This window comes from Paenibacillus guangzhouensis (genome assembly GCF_009363075.1).
Classification (GTDB): domain Bacteria; phylum Bacillota; class Bacilli; order Paenibacillales; family Paenibacillaceae; genus Paenibacillus_K; species Paenibacillus_K guangzhouensis.
The window spans coordinates 5451970-5466584 of record NZ_CP045293.1 but is presented as its reverse complement, the minus strand read 5'-3'; the positions used below and the strand labels follow the sequence as shown (position 1 = coordinate 5466584).

Annotated in this window: 11 protein-coding genes; 2 read left to right on the top strand and 9 right to left on the bottom strand. The window is 42.5% G+C overall.

Annotation, left to right across the window (positions count from 1 at the left end; all coding sequences use genetic code 11):
• Positions 1 to 222 precede the first annotated feature (222 nt).
• Genes GCU39_RS24660 through GCU39_RS24650 form a run of 3 tightly spaced genes read right to left on the bottom strand, consistent with a single transcriptional unit; the run spans position 223 to position 3671 of the window.
• Positions 223 to 2001, bottom strand: coding sequence for an aminopeptidase P family protein (locus GCU39_RS24660; protein ID WP_152395876.1), 1779 nt, complete (start codon positions 1999 to 2001; stop codon positions 223 to 225).
• Positions 1985 to 3106 carry an ethanolamine utilization protein EutH gene (gene eutH, locus GCU39_RS24655; protein ID WP_152395875.1) on the bottom strand — a complete coding sequence of 374 codons (1122 nt, stop codon included), beginning with the start codon at positions 3104 to 3106 and terminating at the stop codon, positions 1985 to 1987. The genes GCU39_RS24660 and eutH overlap by 17 nt, the downstream gene beginning before the upstream one ends.
• A complete protein-coding gene (locus tag GCU39_RS24650; protein ID WP_152395874.1) occupies positions 3099 to 3671 on the bottom strand; it encodes a helix-turn-helix domain-containing protein in 573 nt (190 codons plus the stop codon). The genes eutH and GCU39_RS24650 overlap by 8 nt, the downstream gene beginning before the upstream one ends.
• A 199-nt stretch (positions 3672 to 3870) precedes the next feature.
• Here GCU39_RS24650 and GCU39_RS24645 point away from each other — a divergent pair, with 199 nt between their 5' ends.
• On the top strand, positions 3871 to 5067 hold the full coding sequence (locus GCU39_RS24645; RefSeq protein ID WP_152395873.1) for an MFS transporter: 1197 nt from the start codon (positions 3871 to 3873) through the stop codon (positions 5065 to 5067).
• Between the two features lie 191 nt (positions 5068 to 5258).
• On the opposite strand, the gene GCU39_RS24640 is transcribed toward GCU39_RS24645, so the two are convergent.
• The 6 genes from GCU39_RS24640 to GCU39_RS24615 form a co-directional block, all read right to left on the bottom strand.
• Positions 5259 to 5735, bottom strand: a complete 477-nt coding sequence (locus tag GCU39_RS24640) for a YiaA/YiaB family inner membrane protein (protein WP_152395872.1) — start codon at positions 5733 to 5735, stop codon at positions 5259 to 5261.
• 155 nt (positions 5736 to 5890) lie between these two features.
• Positions 5891 to 7069, bottom strand: a complete 1179-nt coding sequence (locus tag GCU39_RS24635) for a pectinacetylesterase family protein (protein ID WP_227793322.1) — start codon at positions 7067 to 7069, stop codon at positions 5891 to 5893.
• 527 nt (positions 7070 to 7596) lie between these two features.
• Positions 7597 to 8121: a GNAT family N-acetyltransferase gene (locus tag GCU39_RS24630; protein WP_152395870.1), complete on the bottom strand. Its 525-nt coding sequence runs from the start codon at positions 8119 to 8121 to the stop codon at positions 7597 to 7599.
• Between the two features lie 66 nt (positions 8122 to 8187).
• Positions 8188 to 8742 (bottom strand): hypothetical protein, encoded by a 555-nt coding sequence (locus GCU39_RS24625; RefSeq protein ID WP_227793321.1) that lies wholly within the window; start codon positions 8740 to 8742, stop codon positions 8188 to 8190.
• A gap of 339 nt (positions 8743 to 9081) precedes the next feature.
• The gene (locus GCU39_RS24620; RefSeq protein WP_152395868.1) at positions 9082 to 10143 is read right to left on the bottom strand and encodes an acyltransferase family protein; all 1062 of its coding nucleotides are present in this window, start codon (positions 10141 to 10143) and stop codon (positions 9082 to 9084) included.
• Entirely contained in the window at positions 10140 to 11033 is an 894-nt protein-coding gene (locus GCU39_RS24615; protein ID WP_152395867.1) for a M15 family metallopeptidase, read from the bottom strand. Before GCU39_RS24615 ends, GCU39_RS24620 begins: the two co-directional genes overlap by 4 nt.
• 791 nt (positions 11034 to 11824) lie before the next feature.
• Between GCU39_RS24615 and GCU39_RS24610 the strand changes: the two genes are divergently transcribed.
• Positions 11825 to 14599, top strand: coding sequence for an S-layer homology domain-containing protein (locus GCU39_RS24610; RefSeq protein WP_152395866.1), 2775 nt, complete (start codon positions 11825 to 11827; stop codon positions 14597 to 14599).
• The last annotated feature ends 16 nt before the right edge of the window (positions 14600 to 14615 follow it).

Here is a 14615-nt window from a genome sequence, read left to right as displayed (position 1 = left end):
TCAATTCCACCTCTACTGGAAATTCCTTAACCGTAGTATAAAGGATACTGGCACATCCATTTATCAGTCTGATGATGGATTTGTTCTCCATCTTGAGACGGATTGTAACAGCACCTTTTTGCTAAAATAATTCGCCATACTTAGCATACGGTTCCGCTTAACGTGTCTATCGGTGAAAAAATGAGCACCCCTATGGGTGCCCATCAAAAGATAATATTCTATTTATATTTCCCTAGTTTCTTCCCTTAGCCATACGCTCTCTTCTTCATTTAAATAAGGAGCTAGCTTCGTGTATACCTCTTGATGATAATTGTTTAACCATTGCTTTTCACTCTCTGTTAACATATCTATATGGATACCAGCTAAATCAATAGGGCAATATGTAATTGCTTCAAACTTCATAAATTGACCAAACTCTGTTTTCTCGTCTTGGGCGACTAACATCATATTTTCAATTCGAATTCCGTATTTACCTTCGAGGTATATTCCCGGTTCATTCGTAATAATCATGCCTTTTTCTAATATAACATTATTATTATTATTTCTTATGCTTTGTGGGCCTTCATGAACATTCAAGAAAAAACCTACCCCATGTCCTGTCCCGCATTTATAGTCCAGACCATACTGCCAAATGGGTTGTCTTGCCAAAACGTCTAAGTTAGAGCCTGTTGCTCCGTATAAATATTTGACTGAGCTTAATGCAATAAATCCTTTTAACACCAAAGTAAAATCTCTTTTTTGTTCATCGGTAAGTTTTCCTAAAACAATCGTGCGTGTAATATCAGTTGTTCCATCATAATATTGTCCGCCTGAATCAATTAAAAAAAGACCTTCATTCTTAAGCGTATATTGCGTTTCTTTATTGGCTTTATAATGCATCATCGCAGCATGTTCTTTATAACCTGCTATCGTATCAAAGCTAGGCCCAACGTATCCTTCCTGTCCCCTTCTGAAATCTTCTAATCTTTCTTCTGCAGTAATCTCTGTAATTTCTTCTTTATCTACAACGTTTTTTAGCCATTTTATAAATTTCACCATGGCTAAACCATCTTTTATTTCACACCATTTTAAGTTGTTTATCTCAACTTCATTTTTAATCGCTTTTAAATTCGTCGTGATGTCAGGAATTTCAATTTTCTTTGTATTACTGTTTATGGCATGATATAAACTGATATTTGTTTTATTCGAATCTAAAATAATCGTATCTCCGCTTGAAAGATTTCCCAAGAATGTTTGAATTTCATGATTCGCTTTTAACTCGACTCCTTCAGCCTCCAGCTCTGCTCTAACCAAAAAGGGAACCTTGCTAGAATCAATAAATAAATAACATTTATGTTCTGCAACGATAACATTTGCTATTACAACTGGATTGTTAGGCACATCGGACCCTCTTATATTCAATAGCCATGCAATGTCATCAAGAGAAGTTAAAATATAATAATTTGCTCCGATATTTTTCATTTCTTCTCTTACTTCATTTAATTTTTCTACTCTCGATTTGCCTGCATAGTTTACGTCATGAGTAAAAATTGATCCTTTAGGAATCTCCGGTCTATCTTCCCACAGATCACCAATGAAGTCTTGATTCATTTTTAATTCGATTCTCTTTGCTTTTAGATCTTTCTCCATCTTTTTAACCATATTCGTTGAAAAAACATTTCCATCAAAGCCCACAATGCTTCCTTCTTGAAGAACATCTGCTAGCCATTTTGTATAAAAGGGTACCCCGGGATCCATCATTCTAAATAATCTGATTCCTGATCCCTCAAGCTGCTGTTCAGCTTGAATATAGTATCTGCCGTCTGTCCATAACCCAGCATCCTCTAATGTAATAACGACTGTACCTGCAGACCCTGTGAACCCTGATATCCATTGTCTACCCTTCCAATGTTCTGCTACATATTCACTCTGATGTGCATCAAAACTGGGAATAATATAAGCATCCATTTGATTTTCTTTCATGAGCTGCCTTAACATTGAAACCCTATCCCTGATAATCATTACGAATACCTCCATTTTTCTTAAGGCTAAATTCTTTACTTTCACGATCATACAGCCATACGGCTAGTACGATACTAATGATTCCGGCTGTAAGCTTTGATATGATAAAGGCTCCTAACATTTCAGGGGCTACTCCTGACACGAAGCCAAGTTGACCACCAAATACAAATGCTCCACTTACGCCAAAGGCAGCACATACCACTTTTCCTTTAGGATTCATTTCCTTATATGTTCCGAATATCAACAGATTACTAGCCAAATTTCCTAGAATCCCCGCTACTGACACGGAATTAACTCCAAATTTCTCCCCTATTTTTTCAAAACTATTTTTAAAAATTCGATTGATAAGTGCTAGCATAGGATATGCTCCACCTAAAACAAATGCGATCTTGCCTACGATAACTGTACATTCAGATAGGGGTGTTAATCCTGAGACAAGCTTTACGCCAAATATCACATCTATACCTTGTAAAAGTAATCCAACAATACTCAAACTCATGATAAGCTTTCCAAAACCATTAAAAACTTTTATAAAAACATGAGGGGCTTTTAATAATCCGGCTCCTAAAATAATGGCAAAAACAAATATAGGTGCCAGATTCCATACTAATATGCCGAAATTTATTTTTTGCCATAAGCCTGCTGCAAGACATCCTATCGGTATAGTAATAATTCCAACCAGCACACCCTTAGAGAAATATTTCTCATCCTCTTTAGAGAGCATCCCTAACGCGACGGGGATTGAAAAACTAATGGTGGCTCCTAAAGTAGATGCGATGATAATTCCTGAGAATGTCCCCATTTCCTTTGTTAATGCTAGCTTATCAGCGATTTGATAGCCCCCCATATCTACAGCTAACAATGCTGCAGGAACGATAGAAGGATCTAGATGAAAAACTCTACAGATTGGAATAATCACAGCGGACAGAAAATTTGTAAATATAGGGGCTAAAGAAATTATTCCTATCATGCCAAGCCCTAAAGCCCCCATGGTCTTTATGCCTTCCTCAAATTTCCCACCCAGTTTCAAGTGATTCCCGGTAATATAATCAATAGCTCCGATTACAAAAAAAGAACCGATGAGATATAATATTAATTTATCCATTGTTAACCCGACTATTGTAGATATAATTAGGCGTATTCACAGCGATAAGCTTGACCTTTTTGTTCGTATAATTAGCCCAATTGTGGTCAATATTTGAGTCCATATGAACACTGTCACCAGGATATACTTCATGCCTCGTACCATTGATATAAACGGTTAATATACCCTCTAATACATAAATGAACTCTTCTCCCTCATGCTTATAGGATAATATTTCTTCATCTCTCCTTTGAGGAAGGATTTCTATAAGCCTTGGAACAAGTTGTTTATTTTCCAAATCTGTACTTAAACTATACTTAATAAAACCACCTTCTGCTGAATCCATTATTTCTTGTTCATAACTTCTGAGTACCATGTCTTTCTTTTTAAGTGGATAATCAAAAAAGTATGTTAAATGCACTTCCAAAATATCAGCTAGTTTTTCAAGTGAATCAACCGCTATGGTCGTAAGCCCCCTTTCTAATTGAGACAGAAATCCAACAGATAGTTCGCTTTTTTCACTTAACTCTTTCAAAGTAATTCCTTTTTCAGTCCTTAATTTCTTTATTTCCATTCCTATATTCATGACTTCACCCTTAATTTCATATTTATGAATAATGTAATATATATGAGAACAACATTCAATATATGATGAAATAATTTCATAATAATGAAATTCGCTTAGCAAGAAAGAGCTTTCCTCGCAAAAATATATTATGGTATGATGTTCAGGCTGTGTATTTACCATATGACACATTTACATTCATCTAAGAAAAGAGGTATTTATGCACACCACAAAATTATCCAAGCAACATTGGTTGCTTATCTTAGCACTTACTTTATTAACATTTGTTCTCGGGACAAGTGAATTTGTTATTGTCGGTATCTTAACAGATATTTCCTCAAACCTTCATATGACAAATGCAAAAGCAGGCACACTTGTTTCTGCGTTTGCGATTACGTTTGCCATCTCCACACCACTCGTGATGTCAGCAACAAGTCATTTTCCAAAGCGTAAGTGGATGTTGTTTTTGATAGGATCTTTCATCGCCCTGAATGCTTTGTGCGTAATATCGACGAGCTACATCATGCTCCTTGTACTTCGGATTATGACAGCCATTGTAACAGGAGTATTAATCTCTCTAGCCATGATTGTTGCAAGTGAAACCATGCCGATCGAAAAACGCGGACTTGCGATATCATTCGTTTTCGGTGGTTTCACACTTGCAAATGTCGTTGGCGTGCCCATTGGTATTGTCATCGCCGAATGGTACGGCTGGAATGCCACTTTCATGTTAACCACTTTCCTAGGGGGATTGGCATTTTGGGCATCCTTTGTTGTCTTACCTAATAAACTCAGCCAAGTACGCAGTTCGATACGGGATCAATTTTCTTTATTGACCAAGCCACGAATTTTGATGGCTTTTTTCATTCCTGCTCTCGGATTTTGCGCAACGTATGCCGTCTTTACGTACCTTGTTCCTATCTTGAAAGGAATGGGAGCACCAAATCAATCAATTAGTTTAATCTTATTCGGTTACGGGTTCATCTCGATTTTCAGCAACATCCTTGCTGGTAAAATTGCCAGCCACAATGCTATTGGTCGTCTTCGGTTTGTTTTTCTCGTGCAGGCAGTTGTTCTGACAAGTTTATTTTGGACTACAAATCATTTTATTTTAGGACTGACAAACATTGGCTTGATGTCGTTAATGGCCATCCTCTTAACAACATCTACTCAGCTTTATTTAATAGACCTTGCCGGTGTTTATCAGCCAAATGCAACAGGACTAGCTGCTTCACTTATGCCAGTGGCAAGCAACGTAGGTATCGCTTTTGGTTCTGCATTAGGCGGAATTGTATACCACCAAGGGAATTTAATGAATGTAACATGGGTCGGTGGGGTAGTTGCAGTCTGTGCAAGTCTGCTAACTTTCTTTAGCCATCTTTTAGACCAAAAACAAAAGAAATCAGCTTTAAAATGATAAGATCACTATAGAAGTGAAAAAAAGGCACCCTCTTATCAAGGGTGCCTTTACTCGTTTACTCTAAACATGCACTTCAGAGTCGGTTTCCGAAACAGAAATCCGCTTATTTGGAGATGAGATTACCTGCCTTCCACTGCTTTTCGCCTAGATACCAAACGTCGTTCATCGACGACAGAATTTGTCCATTTTCACGCATGAATGTCCCGTCTGGCATCTTCCTCGGCAAGAATCTCTTTATCTTCCGCGTTATCCCTCGCCACTTTCTGAACGCCAATTGCGCTATATGATATCAAAAGAATCACAGCTATGTAATACCCCTTTACATTTAATTCAAATGGAGCGTTGTAAAGGCCAATGAAGAACATCCCATACCCGATAATCAAACCCGCAAAAGACATACCTGTAAAAGCTGCTGTATTTCTCATCCGGTGTTTCGGATTTTCCAAACGAAGTTCATTATCTTCTGTATTGTCTCGAACGACCTTCTGTACAACGATACAGCTTATCGTGATTAACACCATGCAAAGCAGATAATAACCTTTCACGTTCAATTCCCAATCTGCGTTATACACTCCTAGACAGAATAAAAAGAGACCTGCAGCCAAAGCAAAATACGATACTGCCGTAAAGGCAAGCGTGTTCCGTTTACGATATTTCTGATTCATCTGACGATTCACTCCCGACTACAGAATAGAATGGTGCTGCATTCTTCTCCACTATACATTGGAGATTCGGTATAATTCTACACTATATAAGTTTTTTTGGTAATATTTATTACAATCGCTCCCTTTGCCTGTTCACTAATTTGTCGATGATTCAATTATCGTGCTACAAAATGCCGCCCCACGGAGTAATATTCATCCTTATTCACGGCATCGTCCAGCCACTTCATCAGCTTCACCCCGTCCTGTTCGGCATTGTAGAAATGGTTTAATGGGGAGAGTGTATGTGGTGTCCTGCCCGTCTTCTCGTTAAGACCGTAATCCGTGATGTAATAATAGTAGCCTGGTAATGCTTCAGTAAGCTCTCGGGCAGATTGCAGCATGCGCGTCGACCAGCGATGCATATATTCGCCATCATCCGAAACGTCACCATTCAAATCCTTTTCAAAGTCGAACAACAGCTCATCATAAAGTGTATTGGACTGCAAAAGTACCGCGTTGTCCGGGAGCAGCTTGCGGTTCGCCGCGAATACGGACGAAATCAAATCGCCGTGGACTTCATAACCAAAGGTTGCTGCAAAATTGGCCTTCCATTCGTTATCGATAATATCTGGCCAGCGGTCGGCATTTAAGTAGGAGCTGTCCGAATATTGATAAATGCGTGCAGTCGGGTAGCATTTCGCAATCTCAGGCGCCCAGAAGGCAGCTCCGAATCCTCCGGCGCTTTCTCCCGCAATGAGGATCTTTTCCGGCGCAGCGAAATGGTTTGTAATCCATTCCAATGCTGCGCGCGTATTGGCTTGACCGTTGTAACGCATGGTGAACGGCTTGCCTTTGGCGTCCGTATATTCCTTGAATGCATTCCCGATATGCAGATCACCCGTAGAATAAGGGATATATACAATATTCCAACCATTGAACGGATTGTCAGGGTTATTATTTTTCAACAGACCGCCAAGCGTACTTACCTTAAAGAATGGAATGTTCGGAAAGTAATATTTGATTTTACCGCTCTTCATTACATTACCCAGACTGATCGGATGCGTGGCAGTCACCGCATCCCAGGCCACACCGCCCCCAGAAAAATAAATGATCAATTTATTTTCAGCAGCTGCTCCCTTATTGGCAAGTAAATAGTATTCCGAACCATCGGCAGAAATGACTTGTGCATCCTGGTCAAACTTGATTTTATTCCAGACATAGCGCTCCGCAGCAGCCCATTTATCCGGTTCAGCAGGCTTTTCAAGCATGAAGAAATAAACATAACCCGCCAGAGCACCGAAAATAAGTATAATTCCACCTATCGCAGTCAGGAGAATCTTGTAGATTCTTTTCATTGTTTTCTTTTTTGTCACACAAAGGCCGTCCTTTCAATCCTAAAGTAGTTCACAAGTTTTTCAAATAAAAACAGACGGTTTTCACTACCGTCTGTAACGCACTGTCGATCAGATTTTTTTGCCTCTTTTAATGAGTAGTCATTCAACTCCGCATCATTCCTCATCAATTTTATGATATCACACAATGGAAATATATAGGGAAATATTCGTTTCTTTTCAAAAGCAAAACCCCTTAGACCAAAAGGTCGAAGGGGTTAAAACACACTCTATTCCACTACCCACAAAAATCCCCCTCGCATACACCCCATTTATTTCGCCACTACTTATGATATGGTCCAGCTTAACGGGTCTATTGACGAAAAGTATGAGCACCCACATAGGTGCAAATTGCTGCCGATTGCATCGAGAAGAAAGCTCAGAGCATCCTTTGGCATAAACGCTGCATCGACCAAATATTTCAGACTTATAGGCAGCTAAGCAGTTTATATGGAATCTAATAACGAATTATTGTTTATAAAAAATGCATTTCAATCTCCGCCTTTTGAACTGAGCTTCAGATACTGAAGTAGCTGTCCGAAATCCGAGGAATAGACATTTTCAATTCCATGGTAGCCTTCTCTTTGCCCAATAACGCGGGCAAACTTCGCATACAGTCGATTTAGATAAGTGTTGTCGATCTGAGCGCAAAATTGTAGATAGTTAACGCCACAATTCTCTGCGACGATTTGTTGTACCAAATAGCGGAACCCCTGAATAAATACGCGGCTGCTGCGATAGGAGGGGTGGACAATGGCAGAATTAACAAAAACGATTTCACCTTTGGGATCAAATTCATTCTCAGTATTAAGATAGCGATAATGCCCCCAACCTATCATTGCCCCCATCTTGTCCGTTATTAATATAATGCGGGAGTTGGGGATGGATTCCAACACATGTACAAGTGCATCCGCAAGTGAGAATTGGCGGTTAAAATCTTTTCGGTTTCGGATAAAATATAACGTAAACTGCGCATAATCCTCATCATTTTGGCAATTCCGGTAATGGGCAAGCATAAACCGCCCCACCTCCTAATCGTTCATATGAGCTTAGTTATCTCGAGAATCACAACAGAGCAAGCACTACGAAGTGAAATAGGCTTCATGTCTGAACTTCATTATGTATGCTTGCCATTCCTTGAAATCGGCATGATATTCATCAATCTCACCTTGCGCTGTATCCCATGTCGCTGTTTTCTCTGCAAGCTTGGCTAGAAGTCTTTGCAGCCGGAGATGGACCGGGACCCAAAAACGGAGCTCGACAATAGGCTCAGGTAGTTGTGATATATATTGCACCAGAAATTGCAAACTCTCTAGGAACAGCCGGCTTTGGCGATAAGTTTCAACAAAGAAAACAATCTGGATTTGCGCCACATGCGTATCCTTGTATTGGTTCTCCGAAGTCCCGCAAATGTAACCAATCGCCCCGACAACTTCATCCTCATCGTTGAAACACAAGATAGCTTCTTTTTGCATTAGAACAGAGCTTGCCAGAAAACTCAGCGAGATTGAAAAAGGATAAGGAAGATTTAGTTCATTGTAATGTTCCAATAGAAATATCATGTATTTATCCTGATAGCTCTCTGAACTGCAGACTTGAAAGTAATAGCTCATCTGATTAATTCCAACTCCTTTCATGATGTAGATCTGTTCTTTTTCTTACTTATAGGATGAATGTTGTCCCACAAGAAAAAGCTGCCCGAAAGTCCAAAGACTTAGGTGCAGCTCTTCCCATACCAAATGCTTATTTCGCAGGCGCTGTTCTCGCTTGCTCGCTGCTCACAAGTAGGTTCACTACAATTTGTAGCGGTCTCCTGCTGCCTTTGTCATTAAATCCGCTTCTTGGTGGAAACATATATGTCACTCCTTTCCTCTTCATTTTCAGATACTCATTGCTTACTTCGACATTTTATTACGTTCCAGTCCACCCATACATACCTAAAAAGGGGTATCTTTCATTTTTTGATTGATTCACATTCAGTTGATTGAATTGAAAGCTGGCGCGCTGCTGATCACTTTTTTCAGCTTTTTTACAACTTTTATCGCGATTACAGAGACAACAAATGACAGTAACGTTACCAGCAAGAAATGGATCAGACTATTTCCAACGATCAACGGCGTAAGTCCTGTTAATTTTCCCACGACTCGGATGATGACGATGCACATCGGATGTAGGACATAGACATACATGCCCAGAGTCCTCAGATACGCATTGCTTCCGATTCTAATGCTAAGCAAGAGTTGAAACAGAAAATATACACACGGAATCGACAACAGATACATACTATCATTCCGGGACAGATGAAATGCATGTACAAGCAAGCCTTCCGTAACCATCATGCAGAAGAAAAAGACAAATCCAACCGTGTACGACATCTTCTTTCCCTGATCATGTTTGCCGTATGTAGCAATCAGGCCCCCCAACATAACAAACACAGGGGCAAAAAAAATACCGTTCCTCGTGGAATCGAACAAGGAAAACATAGCTTGATAAATGCTTTCAATAGACGGATTCATCTGTGCAAATGCATAATAGCTGTCACCCAATAACCCGATTCCATACAGGAGCAACGATATCAAGAAAGCTCCTATAGCAGAAAGTCTCGTATAGAGAAAGTAACAAATACAGACTCCTAGCATGAGGCCCGGAAAATACCACAGATGATACAGCGTCCCGTTAAACAAGATGTCTTTAACCATCGTCACAACTGAAAAATGATTTGTAAAATATCCGGCATACACATTTATTGGAATATATAAAATGATAGAAATCACGTATAACTTTCCTAACTTCTTTAAAAACTTCTTCAGCATATCAAAATTCTTACTTTTATCCGCGCCGATCTTTTGCAAGAAGAAATACCCCGTGCACATAAAGAAAAACGGAACCGTCATCCTGGAAACGATTCGTGAGAGGGCGAAATCAGCAAACGCATCATAGGACAGAAGTGGCGACGTATGGTTGGTGATCACGAGGATTGCGGCAATCATTCTAAAACCATCCAGACCGCCGTACTTCTTATCAATAGGCGCGCTCATCGGTTAGTTTTCGCCTCCCTCGCCAGAGAAGGGGAGAGGGTTACAATAACTCCCCCCATATTGTCACCTGAAATCTGATAGTTTTTATCGATTGGAACATCAATTGTTGTCTCTGCGGAAATCGGGTAATAGTAGATATCATAGGTTTCACCATCGATAGGAACAGCGACCTGTTTTTGCTCTCTCAGGTAAGCCAGATATTCTTCCAGTGAAAAGTTGTTCTTCTTCATAATCGCACTATGCGGCAGCCCTACGTAACGAAAATGCCAGGGTTCATACATGGTGCCAGTAATTTCTGTCTTGTCCCTTGGATAGCGCAAAATAAATCCGTATTCCCAAGAATTTTCCTCCAACCATTTCCCCTCGGGTGCATGCTCCATTTTCATTTTGGTAGACCCGATATCGAGAGCCAGTCCGAGATTGTGTTCGCTATAGCCCGCAGGCATGGCAACCCCCGCAGCCTTTTTCCTATGGAGTTGCTCCTGTTCTTCCATGCTTCGATATCCGCTGTTGATGATAAAATTGTCCACGTTATCTTTTTGTGCTGCTTGAACCATCTCCATAAACACCCGTCCCACGCTCTCCGACACCTGAATCGTGTCATCCTGCAAACGGTATCCCTGTACCAGCTCCTCATTCTGAGAAAGCTGGATGACATCCGATTTGATAGCTTCTTGCTGAACGGGGTGCTCTTTGTTCACCAGTAACAGATTGCCTTGATAAACCTGATCTTTTGCGATTTCTATGGTTCGATACTCCTCTTCGGGAGTTTTTTCTTGTGCCCGATCGTATTGGTTACCTGACTTCTTCTGCTCACCCTGTGTAATCTGCTGAACCGCGATATAACCACACAGCAAAAGGATGACAAGCAAAAAAAACCTCTTTTTCATATACAGCTTCCTCCTTTGCAACTCACAAGCTCAAGATACAGGAAACTATTTAAATAAAGAGTAGGAAAAATATAATATTTTTCTAAAGTCTTCCTTTATTCTGAGTTCTATTCTATCTCGAACCCAATAGACGCGTTAAGCTGAACCGTACCACAAGTAAAGCGAAAATATCTATTTTTGTAGGTATTCCTTTGCAATATCACATATTCCCGATAAGGGTTCTATGCAGCCGCTTCGAAGGCACGTTTTCGTGCTCTCTCAGCGGTTTTCCATTTGGCCGGACTTTTTTGGTTCAATTTAATTCCGTTTGTTGAAGATTCCTTGAGTTGGTCGAGCCTTGTCGATATTTGGGAGAATTTTGAGAGAACCATCCTATACAATAGGATGAAATGTAATATAGAAAAATTTACAAGGAAGGCGTTAAAACAAACCAGTATGAAGATGACGAAATTTATGAAAAGATGGCTGGCAATTGTGATGGCCGATCATGCAGTCTGTATCGGCTGAAGCCGCTGCCAGTGTGTTGACAGAAACACCAGGAACAACGGAAACACCGGCAGCAACGGAAAATGGTGTTTGTTGGAATCTGTCTAAATATGATTCTTAAGTCTTAGTATAATAGTGCAAATTTTCAACGTAATTATACAAGAAGATTAAGTAACAAAATTACCAAATTAGGGAATCTAGTAATTCGCTGTTCATTTAGTTAAATATTACATGAGGAATGATTTTCCAGACTCAACTATAATGGAAACACCTACTAAAGAAATGCCAAACACGGAGGCCAGACGATGAAGACAAAATGGAGCAAAGCGCTTTCAACAGCAATTATTTTGACCGCGGTAACGAATCCTTCGCTCGTATCCGCTGAAACCAGCAAAGTTCCCTACCGGACCTCTTTTGTGGACATGGAGCAAATTACTGAAGAAAAGAAGGCGGCGATCGTAGAAGCGGCTCGCCAAGGGTTGTTAACCGGAGACGACAAGGGCTTGTTTCGACCGGTAGATGCACTGACGCGTCAAGAGCTGGCTGTTCTGCTAGCGAGATCTTTGCAGTTGGATACGCAAGCCGCACCTAGCAGCACTCACCTTGAGGCGGGGACGGGAGAGTGGGCTGTTCCTTACATCGAGGCGGTTCGCAAAGCTGGATTGATGCTAGGGGATGGCAACGGCAATTTCCGTCCGAAGGAACCGGTATCTCGGGAAGAGCTCGCAGCGATATTTGTACGTGCCGTTAATGGCGAAGGGACACGTGGAGGCAATGCGGTCGTCGTTAATGATATCGGTAACACTTCCGCTTGGGTGAAAGATATGGTATCCACGGCTGTTCGTCTCGGATTGATCAATGCGCAACAAGACGGGGCGTTCCAACCGAAGGCAATTGTGCAACGGCAGGATATCGCGGCTTATTTAATTGATATTTTCCAGTCAAAGGTGCAGCAGGCGACCATTACGAGAGTCGACGGGGATGTCGTCTTTATCGATAATAAGCCGTACCTTATTACTCCGACGTTGAAGCGTCTGATCGGAGACAACAATGTGGACGTGCTTGCAGGCGCAGTGTTGACTTTCAAATCGAAAAACCGCTCGCTTAACGATTTGGAAGAACTGGAAATCACGCGGAGTGGCAGCAGCGACAAGCCGACTGTGCTCGATCTTAGCGGCACATCGTTCAGCGGCGTATTGCGGGTTTCGGGCGTTCACGTGACGATCAAGGGAGACGGGAATACCCATATCGAGAAACTCGAACCGAAGGGCAATGCTTCAGATCTTCAGCTCACCGGCGTAAAAGTCGATACGCTGGTATTATCGAATAACGCAGCTCCATCCGACATTATCCGAAATTATAACCAAATAAAGGCGCAGATCGGACAAGTGATCGGCGGCAAGAAGGATACGCCGGCACCAACCGCCCCGGTGACGAATGTACCGACGCCAACACCTGTGCCGACACCTGTGAACCATGCGCCAGTCGTGAACCTAAGTTGGTCAGTGTCTCCAATGACGATAGGCTCGGACGCTGCAATAAATCTCTCGGGCTTGTTCAAAGATCAAGACGGTGACTCCCTCAGCTATAAGATCACGGCACTCAACTCGTCCATCGCGACCGTTGCTTCCGGCGGGACAACGAGCACCCCGACGATCCATCCGGTAGAAAGCGGTACGGCTAACTTCACGGTGGACGTGTCCGACGGCAAGGGCGGTACGGCTACAACGACGATTAGCGTTACGGTAAACCCGGCACCAGCTATTAATCATAACCCTGTAAAGAACGATGCATGGGCCGCACCTACATTCACGGTAGGCACAGACGGAACGCTCGACCTTACAGGTTTGTTCACGGATGAAGACGGCGACGCGCTCAGCTATACGATTACGGCGCTAGACGAGAACATCGCGACGGTCGTTCCCGGTGGTACAACGAGCATGCCGACGATCCATCCGGTAGCGAGCGGTACGGCTACTTTCACGGTAGACGTCTCCGACGGCAAGGGCGGTACGGCGACAACGACGATTAGCGTTACGGTAAACCCGGCACCAGCTATTAATCATGATCCTGTAAAGAACGATGCATGGGCCGCACCTACGTTCACGGTAGGCACAGACGGAACACTGGACCTTACAGGCTTATTCACGGATGAAGACGGCGACGCGCTCAGCTATACGATCGAATCGCTAGACGAGAACATCGCGACCGTTGCTTCCGGCGGGACAACGAGCACCCCGACGATCCATCCGGTAGCGAGCGGTACGGCTACCTTCACGGTAAACGTGTCCGACGGCAAGGGCGGTACGGCTACAACGACGATTAGCGTTACGGTAAATCCGGCACCAGTTATTAACCATGCGCCGGTAAAGAACGATGCATGGACTGCGCCTACGTTCACGGTAGGCACAGACGGAACGCTCGACCTTACAGGCTTATTCACAGATGAAGACGGCGACGCGCTCAGCTATACGATTACGGCGCTCAACTCGTCCATCGCGACGGTCGATTCAGGCGACACAACAAGCACGCCGACGATCCATCCGGTAGCGAGCGGTACGGCTATCTTCACGGTAAACGTGTCCGACGGCAAGGGCGGTACGGCTACAACGACGATTAGCGTTACGGTTCATCCGGTGGCGGTAGTGAGCCAAAGCCCGTTCATCTCCGAATTGGTATGGTACTCGGTTGACGGTGGATTCGATAGAGGGATCGAGCTTTATAATCCGACGGACACGGTAATTGATAACATCAAGCTCAAAATCGGCGTACAGGAAATCGTGATCGATTCCACAAGCGGTTTTAGTATTCCGGCACATGGCACTCTCGTGATTTACGACTGGAATAGCATAGATTTTTTTGATATATCCTATGCCACCGATTTCGATTTCAATCCTGATAGCACTGATCCGATCTTCGTGGAGCTTTACATTGGCGACATGCTAGTCGACCGCGCAATTTACTCCCCTGATACGACGCTCCGTCGGAACGTCAGTACGACGCACGGCAGCGCAAACTTCGACGGTTCCGAATGGTCGACGCTAGAAGAGAATACGATTGACGGTTTGGGTAGCTTCTAAATAACAACCAAGAGGA

Coding starts and splice junctions, on each gene's coding strand:
- GCU39_RS24660 (WP_152395876.1), bottom strand. CDS start 2,001: ATGATTATCAGGGATAGGGTTTCAATGTTAAGGCAGCTCATGAAAGAA.
- eutH (WP_152395875.1), bottom strand. CDS start 3,106: ATGGATAAATTAATATTATATCTCATCGGTTCTTTTTTTGTAATCGGA.
- GCU39_RS24650 (WP_152395874.1), bottom strand. CDS start 3,671: ATGAATATAGGAATGGAAATAAAGAAATTAAGGACTGAAAAAGGAATT.
- GCU39_RS24645 (WP_152395873.1), top strand. CDS start 3,871: ATGCACACCACAAAATTATCCAAGCAACATTGGTTGCTTATCTTAGCA.
- GCU39_RS24640 (WP_152395872.1), bottom strand. CDS start 5,735: ATGAATCAGAAATATCGTAAACGGAACACGCTTGCCTTTACGGCAGTA.
- GCU39_RS24635 (WP_227793322.1), bottom strand. CDS start 7,069: ATGAAAAGAATCTACAAGATTCTCCTGACTGCGATAGGTGGAATTATA.
- GCU39_RS24630 (WP_152395870.1), bottom strand. CDS start 8,121: ATGCTTGCCCATTACCGGAATTGCCAAAATGATGAGGATTATGCGCAG.
- GCU39_RS24625 (WP_227793321.1), bottom strand. CDS start 8,742: ATGAAAGGAGTTGGAATTAATCAGATGAGCTATTACTTTCAAGTCTGC.
- GCU39_RS24620 (WP_152395868.1), bottom strand. CDS start 10,143: ATGAGCGCGCCTATTGATAAGAAGTACGGCGGTCTGGATGGTTTTAGA.
- GCU39_RS24615 (WP_152395867.1), bottom strand. CDS start 11,033: ATGAAAAAGAGGTTTTTTTTGCTTGTCATCCTTTTGCTGTGTGGTTAT.
- GCU39_RS24610 (WP_152395866.1), top strand. CDS start 11,825: ATGAAGACAAAATGGAGCAAAGCGCTTTCAACAGCAATTATTTTGACC.